This window comes from Nocardioides sp. PD653-B2 (assembly GCF_002117935.1).
In the GTDB taxonomy this organism is placed as follows: domain Bacteria; phylum Actinomycetota; class Actinomycetes; order Propionibacteriales; family Nocardioidaceae; genus Nocardioides.
In genome coordinates, this window is the sequence record NZ_BDJE01000017.1 from 37,217 (window position 1) to 54,131 (window position 16,915).

The window sequence follows — 16,915 nt, forward strand, 5'->3', positions numbered from 1 at the left end:
GCCGGCCTTGCGCGCGGGACGTGGCTGCCATCGGTAGTCGTCCAGGAGCCCGTCCCTCACCTGGCTACCCAGGGAACCGTTGCGCACCGAAGTCGGCGAGCAGCTCGTCCCTCGCGCCATGGATGATCTCCTCAGCGAGCATCCGGCCGATCACCGGCGCAAGGGTGATGCCGCTGTGGGTGACCGCTTCGTAGTAGCCAGGCACCGTCGGCACCGCCCCGACCGAGGGAAACCCGTCGACCGGGATGGGCCGCTCCGCAACCCGGGTCTCCGTGATCCGAGACCTGCTGAGGTCCGGTACGGCGTGCAGCGCCGACTGGTGGAGCTGGCGCGCGAGTTCGGCTGGAGCCGCACTGGTTTCGATGAGTGCGTCCACGTCGCGACTGTGCAGGACCACGGACCCGTCTCCGTCAGGACGGATCTCGACGTGGGGCGTGTGCATGGCCCGGTGGATCGGAACGTGAGCACAGCCGAGCCGGGCGACGACGCCGGGCTCGGGGCGCATTGGTAGGTGCCGGCCGACGAGCCCGGCGACTCTCGAGGCGCTGGGTCCTGCTGCATTCACGACGGCGTCGACGACGAGGCGCTCGCCATCCGACAGTGTGACTGTCCGGACGCTCCCGTCGGCGCCGACGCCGATGGCGCAGACCTCGGTTCCGAACCGAGGTTCGGCGCCCGACTCGACGGCTCGGCCAACCGGGCTTCCGACCAGCTGACGCCCGTGCACCCAGGCTTCGTCGGGGCAGAACAGCACTGGAGCCCTGTCGGGCACCGTGAGTGCGGGTTCGAGATGACGGCGCACCTCGGCTCCCGTGCAGACCACGACCCGGTAGTCCCAGCTGGCCAGGAGGTCGGCAGTTTCCAGGAGCCTCGCCTCCGCTGCGGGATCGTCGGCCCAGCGCAGATGACCGCTGGGGTGCCACCACGAGCCCGGTCCGAGGGAGTCGGCGAGCTCGCGGTGGGCGGCCATGCCCGCGACGTTCAGGTCGAAGTAGGACCTGCGCGCTGTCTTGTTGCTGGCGTTGACCCACGAGAAGGACCAGTGGGTGACTCCTTCGCCCGGCTGGCCTCCATCGATGAAGACCACCTGGGCCCCGCGCTGCCGCAGGTGCCAGCCGACACAGGCACCGAGAATGCCCACGCCGATGACAGCGACACGTTGAGCGTGCTTCACGGGCCCGACGCTCATAGCCAGTCCTCCCAGGACAACAGGCGAACTCCGGATACATCCAGCGCCCTCGACGGTAATCCATCGACAAGCCACTGAGATGAGCCGCGTCCGTACTGCGGCAGAGCCGGCAGACGCGGATGATCGGGTGCCATCCGCGGGTTGACTTCTCCCGTTCTAAGCGTATAATCGAACACATGTTCGAACATCGAGAAGTCGACGTCGCCGCCGTCCGCGGCTGGACGTCGGCTCTCGCGAGCGCGGCGATGACGCCTGACGACGGCGAGCGGATCGACGAGATCCGGGCGCTCGAGGAGCTGGTCTGTGCCGCGCAGTCGCGGCAGGCCCGGCTGGCCGCGGAGTTCGACCGGTCGCAGCGGGCGATCCAGGCCGAGCGCGGCACCCCGCCGGCGCAGCAGGGCCGCGGCATCGCCGAGCAGGTCGCGCTGGCCCGCCGCGAGTCGCCGCACCGGGGGCAGCGCCATCTCGGGCTCGCGAAGGTCCTCGACACCGAGATGGCGTGCACCGCCTTCGCGTTCGCCTCGGGCGAGATCACCGAGTGGCGGGCCATGACCATCGCCCGCGAGACCGCCTGCCTGTCCCTGGAGGACCGGCGCACGGTGGACCGGGCGATCGCGGGCGACCCCGAAGCGCTTGCGGGCTACTCCGACCGGGTCCTGCTCGGCGAGCTGCGCAAGCTGGTCTGCCGCCTCGACCCCGCCTGGGTCGCCGAACGCCGCCGCCGTGCCGAGGCCGAGCGGTGTGTGACGGTGCGCCCCGCTCCCGACACGATGGCCTACCTGACCGTCCTGCTCCCGGTGGCGCAGGCGGTGGCGGCCTACGCCGCCCTCAAGACGGCCGCCGACTCCGCGACCGCGGCCGGTGACCCGCGTGGTCGCGGGCAGGTCATGGCCGACACCCTGGTCGCCCGGGTCACCGGTGCACCGGTCGACGAGCTCGGCCGGCCGGTGGTGCCGGTGGCGATCAACCTCGTGATGAGCGACCAGGCACTGGTGGCCGGCGCCCACGACAGCGCCCACCTCGACGGCCACGGGCCGATCCCGGCCGGGCTGGCCCGTGAGCTGGTCGCCGACACCCTCGACGCCGGCACCCGGACCTGGCTGCGCCGCCTCTACGCCAGCCCCACGACGGGCGAGCTGGTCGCGATGGACTCGTCGGCCCGCCTCTTCCGTGGCGGGCTGCGCGCCGTGGTCCAGCTCCGCGACCAGTTCTGCCGCACCCCGTGGTGCAACGCCCCGATCCGGCACGGCGACCACGCCGTGGCCGTCGCTGACGGCGGCCGGACCTGCGCCGCCGGCGGACAAGGCCTCTGCGAAAGCTGCAACTACGCCAAGGAAGCCACCGACTGGCGCGCTCGACCCAGACCCGGACCCGGCCACACCATCGAGACGGTCACACCCACCGGACACAGCTACCCCTCCGCCGCACCACCCCTCCTCCGACCCCGCATCGGCGCCTACCGACAAGTCGCCGACGGCGTCTGGACACTCGTGGCGTAGGGCTCAGACCCCCACTCACAGCCAGCGACGCACCCGCCGCGCGTAGTCGTCGTACGACGCACCGAACCGCCCGTGCAGGAACCGCTCCTCGGGCCGGATGGCCCCCCAGAGGACGAGCAGCACCGCGGCCCCAGAGCGTGGGTGCGAGCAGCGCCAGCCCGAGGTAGAGCGCGAGCAGGCCGACGTACAGCGGGTTGCGGGAGAGCCGGTACGGCCCCTCCTCGATGATCGTCTGCGTCGCCTGCCCGGGAAGCAGCCCCGTCCCGTGCCGTCCGAACAGCCACAGCGACCAGCCGTTCCACCCGGCGAACACCAGCACCAACGCCCAGCCGAGCGGCATCCGCCACCCGCCGAGGTCGACCGGGTCTCCCCACTGCAGGGTGACCAGCCAACCGACGAGCAGGGGCGTGCCGATCGCGACCGGCGGCCAGAGCCGGAACGCGACGGTGTCCTCGGGGTCCGGCACCATCTCGTCAGTGTCGCGGGTGGTCCTCGTCTGCGGTGCGGTTCAGGTCGCTCGCGCCGGCTGGGCCTACCCCTGTCGTCGTCGCGCCGATCGTCCCCGCTCGCGCATCCGGGCCATGGGGAGCGGCGGCTGGTCCAGCGGGTTGGCCGCGGCGACCTCGTCCATGGCGTCGAGGATGTTGCGGAGGTTGATCGTCAGCGCGCCGTACACCGGCCACAGGCCCGGCTTCGGGTCGAGGTCGCCGACATCGACCACCAGGGTGGTGAGGCGCTCCCGGGCTGACCGGATGGCTCGGGGGTCGGCGGCGACGGCCCGGCCGGCGTCCCCGAGCAGGCGCGGCCACCGGTCGCGGAAGCCGGGGTCCCACTGGTCCTGGCTCGCCGAGTGGTAGCCGAGGGTGCGCGCCATGCTGCGCGTGTCGGCGACCGCCTGCTCGAGGCGGCGGAGCAGGTCGCGCCAGCGGTCGGGGTCGCGCAGCTCGCGCGCCGAGCGGCGCGAGTTCATCCGGCCGCTCTCCTGGGCCTGGCACACCAGCGCCCAGGCGTCGTCGAGGGCGGCGTCGAGCGACCGTCGAGCGACCGGGTGCGGTCGACCCAGTCGTCGACCTCGGCGTCGGTGCGCTGGGCGATCAGCCCGTCGCTCATGTCGACGAGCAGCGCGCCGATCCGGTCGTCGAGGCGGTTCATCGCGGCGATCGCCGTACGACGACGCAGCGGCGGCCAGACGACCGCGTTGACCAGCAGGCCCACCCCGATGCCGATGGCGGTGTCGCCGAGGCGGTCCAGCAGCGCCGAGTCGTCGCCCGCGAAGCCGGTGGTCAGCACGACCAGCGCGGTCGCCGCGGCCGCGGTCGCCTCGTCGGTGAACCACGGCAGCGCGCCCACCGCGAGGCCGAGGACGAGCACCACCGCGACCGACAGCGTGTCGAGGCCGAGCACGTTGCCGACGCCCCAGGCGAGCACGACGCCGACGACCGCGGCGGTGACCTGGCGCAGCCCGCGGGAGAACGTCCGGTAGACGGTCGCGTGGACGACGAGCAGCGCGGCCCAGGGTGCGAGGAACGACTGCGACAGCGAGAAGACCTCGGTGGCCAGCACCCAGGCGAGGACGGCCGCGAGCCCGGTCTTGAGGAGCTGGGTGACGCCGTTCCAGAACACGGGGTCTCGGCTGCGACCGCGCCAGTCGACGGTCGCGAGGATGGTCATCTCGTGACGTTACCCATCGAGCACGGCGTCCAACTCGACCTCGACCTTCCACCGCGGGTCGAGCAGCCCCGCCACCACGACCATCGTCGACGCCGGCTGCACCGCGCGGAAGAACTCGCCGTGCACGGCCCCGATGGCGTCGCCGTCGGCGGCGGAGACGACGTACTGCCGCGTGCGGACCACGTCCGACACCGAACCCCCCAGCTCCGCCAGCGCGGTCAGGCAGATCTCCCAGCAGCGGCGGGCCTGGACGGCGGGATCCGGGTCGACCGAGCCGTCCGGCCACACCGGCGCCGTCCCGCTCACCGCGATCGTCGAGCCCACGCGGACGGCGCGGCTGAAGCCGATCGAGGCCTCGAAGGGGGAACCGGAGCGGGCGGAGGTGCGCGTCATGGCGACACCCTAGGAGGAATGGGGGTGAACCTGTCGGCATGCCGGTCTAGGGTCGGGCAGCGTGGCTGACACCGACTCGATGATCCTCGCCCAGGGGCTGCGCAAGTCGTTCGGCGACTTCGAGGCCGTGAAGGGCATCGACGTCGACGTACGCCGCGGCGAGGCGTTCGGCTTCCTCGGCCCCAACGGCGCCGGCAAGTCCTCCACCATGCGGATGATCGCCGCCGTCTCGCCGGTCAGCGCGGGCGTGCTGCGGATCCTCGGCCTCGACCCGGCGACCGACGGCCCCGAGATCCGCGCGCGGATCGGCGTGTGCCCCCAGGAGGACACCCTCGACACCGAGCTGACCGTGCGCGACAACCTCTACGTCTACGGCCGCTACTTCGGCCTGCCCCGCAAGGAGGTCCGCCAGCGGGTCGACGAGCTGCTCGAGTTCGTCCAGCTCACCGAGAAGGCGTCGGCGATGGTCGAGGACCTGTCCGGCGGCATGAAGCGCCGGCTCACGATCGCCCGCAGCCTGGTCAACCGGCCCGAGGTGCTGCTGCTCGACGAGCCGACCACCGGGCTCGACCCGCAGGCCCGCCACGTCGTGTGGGACCGACTGTTCCGGCTCAAGCAGCAGGGGGTGACGCTGGTGCTCACCACCCACTACATGGACGAGGCCGAGCAGCTGACCGACCGGCTCGTGGTCATGGACAAGGGCCTGATCGTCGCCGAGGGCTCGCCGTTGAGCCTGATCGCCGAGCACTCCACGCGCGAGGTCGCCGAGCTGCGGTTCGGCGTCGCCGAGATCGGCAACAGCCACGAGGCGATCGCCGGCAAGGTCGCGGACCTCGCCGAGCGCGTCGAGGTGCTGCCCGACCGGCTGCTCCTCTACACCGCCGACGGAGAGGAGACGATCGCCCAGGTGCACGAGCGCGGTCTCGAGCCGGTCGCCACACTCGTACGGCGCTCGACGCTCGAGGACGTCTTCCTCCGCCTCACCGGCCGGACCCTGGTCGACTGATGCCCGACCGCACCGACGACGTCCGGAGCACCGCTCCCTCCAACCCGATCGCGGGCGCCGCCCGGATGTTCGACTACTGGGCGATCCTCTACCGGCGCACCTGGAAGGGCAGCGTCATCACGTCCTTCGTGAGCCCGCTGCTCTACGTGCTCGCGATGGGGGTGCTGCTCGGGGGCTTCATCCAGGGCGACCCCAGCGAGCTCGAGGGCGCCACGTCGTACCTCGACTTCGTCGCTCCCGGCCTGCTGGCCGCCCAGGCGATGACGATCGTCTTCGGCGAGGTCACCTACCCGGTCATGGGCATGGTCAAGTGGCACCGCACCTACTTCGGGATGACCGCGACCTCGCTGGGCATCCCCGACGTGATCGTGGCCCACCTCGGCTTCGTGCTGTTCCGGGTCGCGCTCTCGTGCGCGGTGTTCGTGGTCGTGATGGCGCCGTTCGGGGTCTTCGCCTCCGTGGGCGGCGCGCTCGTCGCGTTCCTCGTCCAGCTGCTGGTCGGGCTGGCGTTCGCGACCCCGGTCTACGCGCTCTCGGCAGGGCTCAAGAACGAGAGCCCCTTCGCGCTCGTCTACCGGCTGGGGCTGATCCCGCTGTTCCTCTTCTCAGGCGCCTTCTTCCCCGTCGCCAACCTCGACCGGTGGATGGAGGTGCTCGCCAAGGCGACCCCGCTGTGGCACGGCGTCGACCTGACCCGGATGTTCACCCTCGGCCAGGTCGACTGGTCGATGGTCGCCGTCCACGTCGCCTACCTCGGCGGCCTCGCGCTGCTCGGCTGGTTCTGGGCCGTGCGCCGGCTGACGAAGCGGATGGTGAGCTAGGCCATGTCGATCCTCACGACCTCGGTCGGCCGCTCCGCCCGCTCGCCGCTCTCGCCCGGCGACGCCGCCGGCCTGCTGCTCTACCGCAACTTCCTCGCCTACCGCCGGGCCTGGTACATCTTCGTCAGCGGCTTCCTCGAGCCCGTCCTCTACCTGTTCTCGATCGGCGTCGGCGTCGGCCAGCTGGTGACCGGGTTCGAGTTCAACGGCGAGACCATCCCGTACGCCGACTTCGTCGCGCCCGGCATGCTGGCCGCATCGGCGATGAACGGCACGATCATGGACGCGACGTTCAACTTCTTCTTCAAGCTGAAGTACAACAAGCTCTTCGACCAGATGCTGGCCACGCCGCTGACGACGATGGACATCGCCCGCGGCGAGTTGACCTGGTCGCTGCTGCGCGGCGGCCTCTACTCCGCCGGCTTCCTGGTCGTGATGCTCGCGATGGGACTGGTCGGCTCGTGGTGGGCGCTGCTCGTCGTCCCGGCGGCGCTGCTGATCGGGCTCGCCTTCGGCGGCGTCTGCATGGCGCTGACGACGTTCATGCGGTCCTGGCAGGACTTCGAGTACATCACGCTGGCGACGCTGCCGATGTTCCTCTTCTCGGCGACGTTCTTCCCGGTCACCGCCTTCCCGGTGGTGCTGCGCTGGGTCGTCGAGCTCACCCCGCTCTACCGCGGGGTGGTGCTCTGCCGCGAGCTGACCACCGGGGCGCTGTCCTGGGGGAGCGCCGTCTCCGTGGTCTACCTGGTTGCGATGGGGCTCGTCGGCCTGCTGGTCGTGCGGCGACGGCTCGACAAGCTCCTGCTCACCTGAGCCGCAGCTCGCACGGCTGCCGGCGAGGTCATGGCGCCATCTTCTCGGAGGGTGGCGGGAACTCGCGCGCCGGCGGCGCAGTCGGGCTGGGAGGATGTGGCCATGACCAGCGAGAGCGCCATCGCGCCGGACACCAAGGACTGGACGTGGGTGCTGGACCAGCCGTGCCCCGAGTGCGGCTTCGAGGCCGACCGGGTGACGGTCGACCGCATCGGTGAGGTCATCCGCGACAACGCGACCAGCTGGGAGGCGGTGCTGGAGGCGCCCGACGTCGCCGTCCGCCCGGAGCCCGGCACCTGGTCGGTGCTCGAGTACGCCTGCCACGTCCGCGACGTCCACCGCATCTTCGACCTCCGCGTCGGCCTGATGCTCGACCAGGACGAGCCGCGTTTCCCCAACTGGGACCAGGACGAGACCGCGGTGCTCGAGCGGTACGGCGAGCAGGACCCGGCCGTCGTCTCCGTCGAGCTGATGGACGCTGCGGCCGCGGTCGCCGAGCGCTACGACTCGGTGCCGCCAGGAGCCTGGAGCCGGCGCGGCCACCGCAGCAACGGCAGCGAGTTCACCGTCGAGAGCATCGGTCGCTACCACCTCCACGACCTGGTCCACCACCTCTACGACGTCCGCGGCGCGGTGGCGCGCGCGACGGTCGAGGCGTACGACGCCTCGGCTGCTGCCTACCGCGACGGCACGGCCGCGATGCCGGCCCTCGTCCGCGCGGCCCTCGACGACTTCGTCGCCGCGCTCCCGGCCGGCGCACGGGTGCTCGAGATCGGCAGCGGTCCGGGCCGCGACGCCCGCGCGCTGGAGGACGCCGGGCTGAGTGTCCGGCGCACCGACATCACCCCCGGCTTCGTCGAGCTGATGCGCGACGAGGGTCACGACGCCGACCTGCTCGACCCGCTGACCGACGACCTCGACGACCCGCGGCGCCCGGGCACGCCGTACGACGCGGTCTGGGCCAACGCGTCGCTGCTGCACGTGGCGCGCGCCGACCTGCCGGCCGTGCTCCGGCGCCTGGCCGACGCCACCACCGCCGGCGGGCTGCTGCGCTTCACGGTCAAGGAGGGCGACGGCGAGGCCTGGTCGACGCACGGCCACGTGGCCGGCGCCCGGCACGTCACGTTCTGGCGTGAGGATCCGCTGCGCGCCGCCCTCGAGGCGTCCGGCTGGGAGATCGACCAGGTGCGCCACGACGACGGCGCCGAGACCGGCCAGCCGTGGCTGGACGTGTGGGCGACGCGGTCGACGAGGCACGCATGAGACACACCGAGTTCTGGGCGCGGATGGACCACGCACTCGGCCCGGCCTACTCCCGCTCGTGGGCGGACCTGTTCGTCATCGGCGAGCTCGGCGGCCGGACGGCGTCGCAGGCGCTGGCCGCGGGCGTGCCGCCCAAGGAGGTCTGGCGCGCGGTGTGGAGCGCCCTCGAGCTCCCGGCCAGCGAGCGGTGACGACCGGCGGGCTGGTGCTGTCCGACCTGGTCGCGGTCCAGCGCCACACGGTCCGCACCCTCGTCCTGTCCCAGGCCGTGGGCGCGATCGGCATCACCATCGGCATCGCGACCGCGTCGCTGCTGGCCCGTGACATCTCGGGGTCGGAGAGCCAGGCCGGGCTGGCCCAGACCTTCCAGGTCCTCGGCACCGCCGTCGCCGCCTACCTCCTCGCCCGGCTGATGGCCCGTCGCGGCCGCCGGGTCGGGCTGACCACCGGCTACCTGCTCGGTGCGTCCGGCGCGGTGCTCGCGGTCCTCGCCGGTGTCCTCGACTCGATGGTCCTGCTGCTGGTCGGTGCGCTGCTGCTCGGGACGACCAGCGCGGCCAACAACAGCGCTCGTTACGCCGCCACCGACCTCGCTCCGGACGAGCACAAGGGCCGTGCGCTGTCGACCGTCGTCTGGGCCACCACGATCGGCGCCGTGGCCGGCCCCAACCTCACCGGTCCGGCCGGCGCCCTCGCCAACGGGCTCGGCATCCCGGAGCTGACCGGCCCCTTCGCGCTCGGCAGCCTGGGCATGGTGCTCGCGGCGCTCATCGTCACGGTCGGGCTGCGGCCCGACCCCCTGCTGCTCGCCCAGGAGGCGGCCGGCGTCGCGGCCGAGCCGCCGCGGGGCACGGCCTGGTCGCGCGCGGTGGTGGTCAGCCGGGAGCGGCCGGTCCTCGCCTTCGCCGTCCTCGCCATGGCCTGCGCCCACGCCGCGATGGTCGGCATCATGATCATGACGCCGCTGCACATGGAGCACGGTCACGCCGAGCTGCGCGTGATCGGCCTGGTCATCAGCCTGCACGTCCTCGGGATGTTCGCGTTCTCCCCGCTGGTCGGTCTCCTCGCCGACCGCACCGGCCGGCCCGCCGTGCTCGTCGAGGGGGCCGCGCTGCTGCTCGCCGCGATGGTGCTCTGCGCGTTCGCACCCGAGGGCAGCTCGTGGCAGATCTTCGCCGGGCTCTTCCTGCTCGGCCTGGGCTGGTCCTTCGCCACCGTCGCGGCCTCGACGCTGATCGCCCAGCACGCGCCGATCGAGGCGCGCACCGACGTCCAGGGCGCGGCCGATCTCGTGATGGGCCTGACCGCTGCCTCGGCCGGGGGACTGGCTGGCGTCGTGGTCGATGCGTGGGGCTACACCGAGCTCGCGGTCTGCGCCGTCGGCCTGGTCGTGCTCGTCGCGATCGCCGGCCTCGGCGCGCGGGCCACCACGCGACTGGCAGGCTGACCGCATGAGCATCGCAGACATCGCCGTGATCGGGGGGACCGGTTTCTACTCGTTCCTCGACGACCCGGTGGAGCACACCGTCGAGACGCCGTACGGCGCGCCGTCGGCGCCGGTCGCGGTCGGCACCGTCGCGGGCCGCTCGGTCGCGTTCCTCCCGCGGCACGGCCCGCACCACGAGTTCCCGCCGCACGCGATCCCGTACCGCGCCAACCTCTGGGCGCTGCGCTCCCTCGGCGTGCGCCAGGTGCTCGCCCCCTGCGCGGTCGGCGGCCTGCGGCCCGAGGTCGCGCCCGGTGACATCGTGGTGCCCGACCAGCTCGTCGACCGCACCTACCGCCGGATCCCGTCGTACGTCGAGACCGGCGCCGTGCACCTGCCGTTCGGCGACCCCTACTGCGACCGGCTGTCCGCGACGGTCGCCGCGGCCGACCCGGTGATCAAGTCCGGGGGAGCGATGGTGATCATCGAGGGTCCGCGCTTCTCGACCCGCGCGGAGTCGCGCAGCTATGCCGGCGAGGGCTGGTCGCTGATCAACATGACCGGCCACCCCGAGGCGGCGCTGGCTCGGGAGATGCGGCAGTGCTACGCGGCGATCGCGCTCGTCACCGACATGGACGCCGGCGCCGAGACCGGCGCGGGCGTCGGCCAGGAAGAAGTGTTCGCGCTCTTCAAGGCCAACCTCGAGCGGCTGACCGGGATCCTGACGCGCACCATCGAGACCATCCCCGACCCCGACGGCTGCTCCTGCTCCACCTGGGCCGACGGCATCGACCTGACCTACGAGGTGCCCGGCGCGTGAAGGTCCTGCTCACCGGCTCCGCCGGCTTCATCGGTACGGCGATCGGCGCGGCGCTCGAGGGCGACGGCCACGAGGTGGTCCGCGTCGACCTGATGCTGCCGATGGCGCACGGGTCTTCGGATGCGCCGGCGGGCACCCACCGGCTCGACGTCCGCGACGCGGACGGCTGGGGCGACCTGCTCGACGGCGTCGACGCGGTCTGCCACCAGGCGGCGGTCGTCGGCGCGGGCGTGAAGGTCGGCGACCTGCCCGCCTACGCCGGCCACAACGACCTCGGCACCGCTGTGCTACTCGCCGCGATGCACGACGCGGGGGTGCGCCGGCTGGTGCTCGCGTCGTCGATGGTGGTCTACGGCGAGGGCCGCTACACCTGCCCCGAGCACGGCGACCAGTCCCCGCCGCCGCGCACCCGCGCTGCCCTCGACGGAGGCGACTTCGACAACCACTGCCCGGTCTGCGGCCTCGTGCTGGGCTGGGCGCTCGTCGACGAGACCGCGCGCCTCGACCCGCGCTCGTCGTACGCCGCCAGCAAGGTCGCCCAGGAGCACTACACCTCCGCCTGGGTCCGTCAGGCCGACTCGTCGGCGGTGGCGCTGAGGTACCACAACGTCTACGGGCCCGGCATGCCGCGCGACACGCCGTACTCCGGCGTCGCGGCGATGTTCCGCTCGTCGCTGGAGCGGGGCGAGGCGCCGCAGGTCTACGAGGACGGCGGGCAGATGCGCGACTTCGTCCACGTCGCCGACGTCGCCCGCTGCAACGTCGCCGCGCTGGAGTCCGTGGTCGCCTCGGACGCGGGGAGGTACGACGCCTACAACGTCGCGTCCGGCGAGCCGATCCCGATCCTGCAGGTGGCCGAGATGGTCGGCGCGGGCACCACATCGGGCGTCGCGCCCGAGGTCACCGGCGGCTACCGCCTCGGCGACGTGCGGCACATCGTGGCCTCGCCCGAGCGGGCGCGGGCCGAGCTCGGCTTCAGCGCCTCGATCCGCCCCGCCGACGGGCTCCGGGAGTTCGCGACGGCGCCGCTGCGGGCGTGATCACCAGCTCGTGTAGAGCAGCTGCTGCACGAGCAGCGCACTCACGACCTGCACCAGCACCCCGGTCCGCCGCCAGCGCTCGGGCAGCAGCGCGGCCGACAGCAGCAGCCACGGCACGAACGGCAGCCAGATCCGCTCGACCTCGGCCTTGCTCATCCGGGACAGGTCGGCGACCACGATCGCGGCGGCCGCGGCCGACACGAGCAGCAGCACCACCCGGTCGGCCTTCCGGCGCAGCGCCACCACCTGGGCGAGGCCGGCGCCCAGGAGAGGCCCGGCGCAGACGACGAGCGCGGCCAGGTTGCCCCAGAGCCAGTACGACGCGGGCCGGTCGGCGGCGATGCCGTCCCAGTAGCGGTCGTTGAGCACCGGGTAGGCCTCCCACCACGAGAACCCGCCCGCGGCCAAGGCCAGCACCACCACCAGCGCGGTGGCCGCCGCGACCGGCAGCGGCAGCCAGGACCGGGCGAGCACCAGGACCGCGACCGCGATCAGCCCCACGAGGGGCAGGCCGTACGACATCAGCACGCCGTAGCCGAGCAGCAGCCCGGCGAGCGTCGACCACGCGACCGATCGGCCCCGCGCAGGGGACGTGGCGCCGAGCGCCAGGCACGCCAGCCCCCACGCCGCCACTGCCGCGAACACGGCGTCCGCCGACACCGCCATGAAGACCGCGGCCGGGGTGAGGACGAGGAACGGCGCGGCCCGGCGAGCCATCACCTCGGCACCGAGCGCGCGCAGGGTCACCAGGACCGCGAGGGCGGTGGTCGCGGCGATGACCGTGACGACCAGCCCGGCGGCGAGGTCGCCGCCCAGCCCGACCTTCACCAGGCCCACGAAGAACAGCAGCGCCCCCGGCGGGTGGCCGGCGGGATGGGTCGGCCAGTTGTCGGGCGCCGAGTAGGGGATCCGGTCGACGTACGTCGTCAGCAGCTGGTGCACGTCCGTGACGGCGCGCGCCGAGCGCAGGTACTCGTAGTCGTCACCGAGCACCCGCGAGATCCCGGACGTCCCGTCGACGAAGGCCAGCGCCAGCAGCCAGGCCAGCCCGACGACGTACGACACCAGGAGCAGGCGCTGCCACGAGAGCCGCTCGGCGACGTCGACGGCGTAGCGCCAGCCGAGCACGGCGATCACGAGCGCGGGCAGCGTGCCGGCGCCGAGGAGCTTCGGCTCCCAGTAGCCGTGCAGCGGCGGCAGCTCGCCGGCCGCCAGGCTGCGCGGCGCGCGCGCCCACACCTCCCAGCCGAACATCGGCGGCACCGCGAGCGCGGCGGCCACCAGTGCCACGCAGAGAACTAGACCGATCCAGGGCGGACGAACGCTGGTCGGCATGCAACCGACCTTAGAGGGGCACTGTTCCGAATAGCCGTCATGGAGCCTCTTTGCGATCTCATCCTTCCGTGTCGCGACGAGGCCCCGGCCCTCGCGGCACTGCTCCCGGCCGTCCCGGCGGAGTTCGCGGTCATCGTGGTCGACAACGGGTCGTCCGACGACACCGCCGAGGTGGCCCGCAGGTTGGGCGCCACGGTGGTCGGCGAGTCGACCCCGGGGTACGGCGCGGCCGTGCACGCGGGCCTGCTCGCCGCGACGCGTGACTACGTCGCCTTCATGGACGGCGACGACTCCTTCGACCCCGCCGAGCTGCTGCCGATGCTCGAGGACGTGAGCTCCGGGCGAGCGGACCTGGCCGTCGGCCGGCGCCGGCCGGTCTCGCGCGGGGTCTGGCCCTGGCACGCCCGCCTCGGCAACAGCCTGATCGTGTGGTGGCTGCGCCGCCGGATCGGCATGAACGCCCACGACATCGCCCCCATCCGGATCAGCCGTCGCGACGAACTCCTAGCTCTCGACGTACTCGACCGGAGGTTCGGATACCCCGTGGAACTTCTTCAGAAGGCGACGCACGCCGGCTGGCGGCTGGCCGAGCGAGACGTGTCCTACCGCCCTCGCGCGGTCGGGACCCGCTCCAAGGTCTCGGGGTCCGTCCGCGGCACGCTGCGCACCGCCCGGGACTTCTGGCGCGTCCTCTCGTGACCGGGGCACGCGTGCTCGTCGTGGCCAAGGCGCCGGTCGCCGGTCGGGTGAAGACCCGGCTGGGCGCCGAGATCGGCATGGCCGCCGCCGCCGACCTCGCGGCCGCCGCACTCCTCGACACGATGGCCGCCTGCCGTGCAGGCTTCGGCCCCGACGCCTGCCTGCTCTCGCTGTCCGGCGACTTCGCCGACTCCGTGCGCGGCGACGAGCTGGCCCGCGCCGCCGAGGGCTGGTCGGTCGCCCGCCAGCGGGGGAGCACCTTCGCCGAGCGCCTCGCCAACGCCCACCTCGACGTCCCGCCCGGGGGACCGGTCGTCCAGGTCGGCATGGACACCCCGCAGCTCACCCCGGCCCTGCTGACCGAGGTCGCCGCGGCGACCGACGAGCACGACGCCGTGCTGGGCCCCGCCGAGGACGGGGGCTGGTGGGTGCTCGCGCTCCGCCGCCCCACCGCCGCCCGGTCGCTGCACGACGTACCCATGTCGACGCCCACGACGTACGACGACACCCGGCGCGCGCTCGTCGGCGAGGGCCTCGACGTGGGGGCGGCGCGGACGCTGCGCGACGTCGACACGGTCGCGGACGCCCACGCGGTCGCGGCCGCCGTGCCCGGCAGCCACTTCGCCCGGGCCTGGGGTGCGCGATGACCGCCGAGCTGCGCCTCGACTCGTTCTCCACCGTCTTCTCCCGAGCTCTCCGGGGCCACCCCTGCTCGGTCGTCGGCATCGCCGACCTGCCCCAGCCGCTCCCCATGGACAGCTGGACGCGGGAGGCCGACGAGTCCGACCACCTGCTCCTCGACGAGTGCGTCGGCGCGACCGTCGACATCGGCTGCGGGCCGGGCCGGCTCAGCGCCCGCCTCGTCGAGCTCGGGCACCCGGTGCTCGGCATCGACGTCGTCCACGAGGCCGTCCGGCAGACCCGTGACCGCGGCGCCTCCGCCATCGTCCGCGACGTCTACGACACCCTGCCGGGTGAGGGCCGCTGGGAGACCGCGCTCCTCGCCGACGGCAACATCGGCATCAGCGGCGACCCGGTCGGACTGCTGCGGCGGGTGCGCGAGCTGCTCCACCCGCGGGGCCGCGTGGTCGTCGAGGTCGGCGCGCCGGGCACCGGACTGCACACCGTGTGGGCCACCCTGGAGTGTGACCAGACCAGGAGTCGTCCCTTCCGCTGGTCCACGGTGGGAGCCGACGTGATCCACGAGATCGCCGACAAGGCCGGCATGACCGTGAGCGACCTCCGGGAGCGGAGCGGGCGATGGTGCGCCGTGCTCGCCGGACCGTGAAGGTCCCCACCGAGGCGGACTTCCCGTCCCGGTTGCGCAGCGCGGCGGTCACGGCCCGCGTCGGGATGTGGCTCGGCATCTGCTTCACGATCTGCTTCGCCACGGGGCTGATCAGCCACTACGCGCAGAACCACTCCCAGCCGATCCCGTTCCCGACCAGCCCGTCGTGGGGCTACCGGGTCACCCAGGGGCTCCACATCATCACCGGCACGGCGTCGGTCCCGCTGTTGCTGGTGAAGCTCTGGACCGTCTACCCGCGGCTGTTCGTCCGCCCCCCGAAGGGCGCCCGCCGGCTGCTGCTCACCGGCCTCGAGCGCGGGTCGATCGCCGTCCTGGTGGCCGGTGCCGTGTTCCTGCTCGCCTCGGGCCTCGCGAACTCGTCGCAGTGGTACCCGTGGGCGTTCTCGTTCCGCGCCACCCACTACGCGGTCGCCTGGATCACCATCGGCGCGCTGCTCGTGCACATCGCGGTCAAGCTGCCGATCATCCGCGGCGCGCTGAGCTCCGACGTCGAGGACACGACGTACGACCGGCCCACCGCGACCCGGCCCGGCGTCCTCTCCCGCCGCGGCCTGCTCCGCACGACCTGGGTGGCCGCCGGGGTCGCGGTGCTGGCGACCGCCGGCAGCACGGTGCCGATCCTGCGGAAGGTGTCGGTCTTCGGCGTCCGCTCCGGGGACGGCCCGGCCGGCATCCCGATCAACAAGTCGGCCGCCGCCGCGAAGGTCGCCCCGGCGGCCCTGAGCGGTGACTACCGGTTCAGCGTCGCGTACGGCGAGGAGGAGCGGTCCTTCAGCCGCGACGAGCTGCTCGCGATGGAGCAGCGGACCGAGACCTTGCCGATCGCGTGCGTCGAGGGGTGGAGCGCGAGCGGGACGTGGTCCGGCGTCCGGGTGCGCGACCTCCTCGACCTGGTCGGTGTGCCGTCGGGCAGCGACGTGCTGGTGGTCTCGCTGCAGGAGTCCGGCCCCTACCGGGAGACGATCCTGCAGGGGAACTTCGCCGACGACGACCGCACCCTGCTGGCCCTGGCCCTGGAGGGCGAGCCGCTCGCCCTCGACCACGGCTACCCGGCCCGGCTCATCGCGCCCAACCGGCCCGGCGTCCTCCAGACCAAGTGGGTCACCCGGCTGGAGGTGTCGGCATGAGGGCTCAGCTGACGAGGGCGGGCATCGGGGCGGTCGGCGTGGTCGTCGGCCTGTTCGGTGCGTGGTTCCTGCTGACCCGCCAGGACTTGGACCAGCTGACCAGCGCCGCTACCTGGCTGGTCGTCGGAGTCGTGCTGCACGACGGCGTGCTCGCCGGCGCCACCCTGCTGCTCGCCGCGATCGCCCTGCGCCTCCTCCCACGAGCCTCCCGGGCGCCTGCGGCCGTCGGCTTCGTCGTGCTCGGGTCGGTGACCCTCCTCGCCGTGCCGGTGCTCGGCCGGTTCGGCGAGCGGCCCGACAATGCCACGCTGCTCGACCGGGACTACCCGGCCGGCTGGCTGGTGCTGGCGCTGCTCACCGTGGCGGCCGTGATCGTGGCCTCCGTGTGGAGATCCCGGCGCGCGACACGCCGCAGGTCATTGCGCTGATCGAACAGGTGTTCGGGCTAGGTTGGGTCCACAGGCACGACGCGGAGCGAGGTTCTCCACAGAGGTGGCGGCG

The 16,915-nt window shown here is 72.9% G+C and carries 19 protein-coding genes and 1 pseudogene; 14 read left to right on the forward strand and 6 right to left on the reverse strand.

Annotation, left to right across the window (positions count from 1 at the left end):
• Window positions 1–64: 64 nt before the first annotated feature.
• On the reverse strand, window positions 65–1,189 hold the full coding sequence (locus PD653B2_RS08180; protein WP_085871853.1) for an NAD(P)/FAD-dependent oxidoreductase: 1,125 nt from the start codon (window positions 1,187–1,189) through the stop codon (window positions 65–67).
• A gap of 176 nt (window positions 1,190–1,365) precedes the next feature.
• On the opposite strand from PD653B2_RS08180, the gene PD653B2_RS08185 reads away from it, so the two are divergent.
• Entirely contained in the window at window positions 1,366–2,688 is a 1,323-nt protein-coding gene (locus PD653B2_RS08185; RefSeq protein ID WP_085871854.1) for an HNH endonuclease, read from the forward strand.
• A gap of 139 nt (window positions 2,689–2,827) precedes the next feature.
• On the opposite strand, the pseudogene PD653B2_RS26015 reads toward PD653B2_RS08185, so the two are convergent.
• The 4 genes and pseudogenes from PD653B2_RS26015 to PD653B2_RS08205 all read right to left on the reverse strand — a co-directional run.
• Window positions 2,828–3,157, reverse strand: a pseudogene (locus tag PD653B2_RS26015) (methyltransferase family protein); the annotation flags it as partial.
• 63 nt (window positions 3,158–3,220) lie between these two features.
• On the reverse strand, window positions 3,221–3,658 hold the full coding sequence (locus PD653B2_RS08195; RefSeq protein WP_133058985.1) for a hypothetical protein: 438 nt from the start codon (window positions 3,656–3,658) through the stop codon (window positions 3,221–3,223).
• On the reverse strand, window positions 3,655–4,359 hold the full coding sequence (locus PD653B2_RS08200; protein WP_085871857.1) for an FUSC family protein: 705 nt from the start codon (window positions 4,357–4,359) through the stop codon (window positions 3,655–3,657). The genes PD653B2_RS08195 and PD653B2_RS08200 overlap by 4 nt, the downstream gene beginning before the upstream one ends.
• 9 nt (window positions 4,360–4,368) lie before the next feature.
• On the reverse strand, window positions 4,369–4,752 hold the full coding sequence (locus PD653B2_RS08205) for a RidA family protein (protein WP_085871858.1): 384 nt from the start codon (window positions 4,750–4,752) through the stop codon (window positions 4,369–4,371).
• A gap of 79 nt (window positions 4,753–4,831) precedes the next feature.
• Between PD653B2_RS08205 and PD653B2_RS08210 the strand changes: the two genes are divergently transcribed.
• From PD653B2_RS08210 to PD653B2_RS08245, 8 genes are all read left to right on the forward strand, one after another.
• On the forward strand, window positions 4,832–5,758 hold the full coding sequence (locus PD653B2_RS08210) for an ABC transporter ATP-binding protein (protein ID WP_085872056.1): 927 nt from the start codon (window positions 4,832–4,834) through the stop codon (window positions 5,756–5,758).
• Window positions 5,758–6,579, forward strand: a complete 822-nt coding sequence (locus PD653B2_RS08215) for an ABC transporter permease (protein WP_207559380.1) — start codon at window positions 5,758–5,760, stop codon at window positions 6,577–6,579. The genes PD653B2_RS08210 and PD653B2_RS08215 overlap by 1 nt, the downstream gene beginning before the upstream one ends.
• A 3-nt stretch (window positions 6,580–6,582) precedes the next feature.
• Window positions 6,583–7,395 (forward strand): ABC transporter permease, encoded by an 813-nt coding sequence (locus tag PD653B2_RS08220; RefSeq protein ID WP_085871859.1) that lies wholly within the window; start codon window positions 6,583–6,585, stop codon window positions 7,393–7,395.
• A gap of 102 nt (window positions 7,396–7,497) precedes the next feature.
• A complete protein-coding gene (locus tag PD653B2_RS08225) occupies window positions 7,498–8,658 on the forward strand; it encodes a methyltransferase domain-containing protein (protein WP_085871860.1) in 1,161 nt (386 codons plus the stop codon).
• Window positions 8,655–8,849, forward strand: coding sequence for a DUF3046 domain-containing protein (locus PD653B2_RS08230; RefSeq protein WP_085872058.1), 195 nt, complete (start codon window positions 8,655–8,657; stop codon window positions 8,847–8,849). The genes PD653B2_RS08225 and PD653B2_RS08230 overlap by 4 nt, the downstream gene beginning before the upstream one ends.
• Window positions 8,846–10,105 carry an MFS transporter gene (locus tag PD653B2_RS08235; protein WP_242665197.1) on the forward strand — a complete coding sequence of 420 codons (1,260 nt, stop codon included), beginning with the start codon at window positions 8,846–8,848 and terminating at the stop codon, window positions 10,103–10,105. The genes PD653B2_RS08230 and PD653B2_RS08235 overlap by 4 nt, the downstream gene beginning before the upstream one ends.
• A 4-nt stretch (window positions 10,106–10,109) precedes the next feature.
• A complete protein-coding gene (locus PD653B2_RS08240) occupies window positions 10,110–10,904 on the forward strand; it encodes an S-methyl-5'-thioadenosine phosphorylase (RefSeq protein ID WP_085871861.1) in 795 nt (264 codons plus the stop codon).
• Window positions 10,901–11,944: an NAD-dependent epimerase/dehydratase family protein gene (locus PD653B2_RS08245; RefSeq protein ID WP_085871862.1), complete on the forward strand. Its 1,044-nt coding sequence runs from the start codon at window positions 10,901–10,903 to the stop codon at window positions 11,942–11,944. The genes PD653B2_RS08240 and PD653B2_RS08245 overlap by 4 nt, the downstream gene beginning before the upstream one ends.
• Here PD653B2_RS08245 and PD653B2_RS24835 read toward each other — a convergent pair whose 3' ends face one another.
• Complete coding sequence (locus PD653B2_RS24835) at window positions 11,945–13,279, reverse strand: hypothetical protein (protein ID WP_089503913.1); 1,335 nt, start codon at window positions 13,277–13,279, stop codon at window positions 11,945–11,947.
• Window positions 13,280–13,318: 39 nt separating this feature from the next.
• Here PD653B2_RS24835 and PD653B2_RS08255 point away from each other — a divergent pair, with 39 nt between their 5' ends.
• The 5 genes from PD653B2_RS08255 to PD653B2_RS08275 are packed head-to-tail and all read left to right on the forward strand — an operon-like array spanning window position 13,319 to window position 16,842.
• On the forward strand, window positions 13,319–13,978 hold the full coding sequence (locus PD653B2_RS08255) for a glycosyltransferase family 2 protein (RefSeq protein WP_085871864.1): 660 nt from the start codon (window positions 13,319–13,321) through the stop codon (window positions 13,976–13,978).
• The gene (locus PD653B2_RS08260; RefSeq protein ID WP_242665198.1) at window positions 13,975–14,625 is read left to right on the forward strand and encodes a TIGR04282 family arsenosugar biosynthesis glycosyltransferase; all 651 of its coding nucleotides are present in this window, start codon (window positions 13,975–13,977) and stop codon (window positions 14,623–14,625) included. The genes PD653B2_RS08255 and PD653B2_RS08260 overlap by 4 nt, the downstream gene beginning before the upstream one ends.
• On the forward strand, window positions 14,622–15,266 hold the full coding sequence (locus tag PD653B2_RS08265; protein WP_085871865.1) for a class I SAM-dependent methyltransferase: 645 nt from the start codon (window positions 14,622–14,624) through the stop codon (window positions 15,264–15,266). Before PD653B2_RS08260 ends, PD653B2_RS08265 begins: the two co-directional genes overlap by 4 nt.
• Window positions 15,239–16,414: a molybdopterin-dependent oxidoreductase gene (locus PD653B2_RS08270; RefSeq protein ID WP_085871866.1), complete on the forward strand. Its 1,176-nt coding sequence runs from the start codon at window positions 15,239–15,241 to the stop codon at window positions 16,412–16,414. The genes PD653B2_RS08265 and PD653B2_RS08270 overlap by 28 nt, the downstream gene beginning before the upstream one ends.
• Window positions 16,411–16,842: a hypothetical protein gene (locus PD653B2_RS08275; protein WP_085871867.1), complete on the forward strand. Its 432-nt coding sequence runs from the start codon at window positions 16,411–16,413 to the stop codon at window positions 16,840–16,842. The genes PD653B2_RS08270 and PD653B2_RS08275 overlap by 4 nt, the downstream gene beginning before the upstream one ends.
• The last annotated feature ends 73 nt before the right edge of the window (window positions 16,843–16,915 follow it).

Coding starts and splice junctions, on each gene's coding strand:
- PD653B2_RS08255 (WP_085871864.1), top strand. CDS start 13,319: ATGGAGCCTCTTTGCGATCTCATCCTTCCGTGTCGCGACGAGGCCCCG.
- PD653B2_RS08200 (WP_085871857.1), bottom strand. CDS start 4,359: ATGACCATCCTCGCGACCGTCGACTGGCGCGGTCGCAGCCGAGACCCC.
- PD653B2_RS08230 (WP_085872058.1), top strand. CDS start 8,655: ATGAGACACACCGAGTTCTGGGCGCGGATGGACCACGCACTCGGCCCG.
- PD653B2_RS08220 (WP_085871859.1), top strand. CDS start 6,583: ATGTCGATCCTCACGACCTCGGTCGGCCGCTCCGCCCGCTCGCCGCTC.
- PD653B2_RS08240 (WP_085871861.1), top strand. CDS start 10,110: ATGAGCATCGCAGACATCGCCGTGATCGGGGGGACCGGTTTCTACTCG.
- PD653B2_RS08205 (WP_085871858.1), bottom strand. CDS start 4,752: ATGACGCGCACCTCCGCCCGCTCCGGTTCCCCCTTCGAGGCCTCGATC.
- PD653B2_RS08195 (WP_133058985.1), bottom strand. CDS start 3,658: ATGAACTCGCGCCGCTCGGCGCGCGAGCTGCGCGACCCCGACCGCTGG.
- PD653B2_RS08265 (WP_085871865.1), top strand. CDS start 14,622: ATGACCGCCGAGCTGCGCCTCGACTCGTTCTCCACCGTCTTCTCCCGA.
- PD653B2_RS08215 (WP_207559380.1), top strand. CDS start 5,758: ATGCCCGACCGCACCGACGACGTCCGGAGCACCGCTCCCTCCAACCCG.
- PD653B2_RS24835 (WP_089503913.1), bottom strand. CDS start 13,279: ATGCCGACCAGCGTTCGTCCGCCCTGGATCGGTCTAGTTCTCTGCGTG.
- PD653B2_RS08270 (WP_085871866.1), top strand. CDS start 15,239: ATGGTGCGCCGTGCTCGCCGGACCGTGAAGGTCCCCACCGAGGCGGAC.
- PD653B2_RS08185 (WP_085871854.1), top strand. CDS start 1,366: ATGTTCGAACATCGAGAAGTCGACGTCGCCGCCGTCCGCGGCTGGACG.
- PD653B2_RS08225 (WP_085871860.1), top strand. CDS start 7,498: ATGACCAGCGAGAGCGCCATCGCGCCGGACACCAAGGACTGGACGTGG.
- PD653B2_RS08210 (WP_085872056.1), top strand. CDS start 4,832: ATGATCCTCGCCCAGGGGCTGCGCAAGTCGTTCGGCGACTTCGAGGCC.
- PD653B2_RS08275 (WP_085871867.1), top strand. CDS start 16,411: ATGAGGGCTCAGCTGACGAGGGCGGGCATCGGGGCGGTCGGCGTGGTC.
- PD653B2_RS08180 (WP_085871853.1), bottom strand. CDS start 1,189: ATGAGCGTCGGGCCCGTGAAGCACGCTCAACGTGTCGCTGTCATCGGC.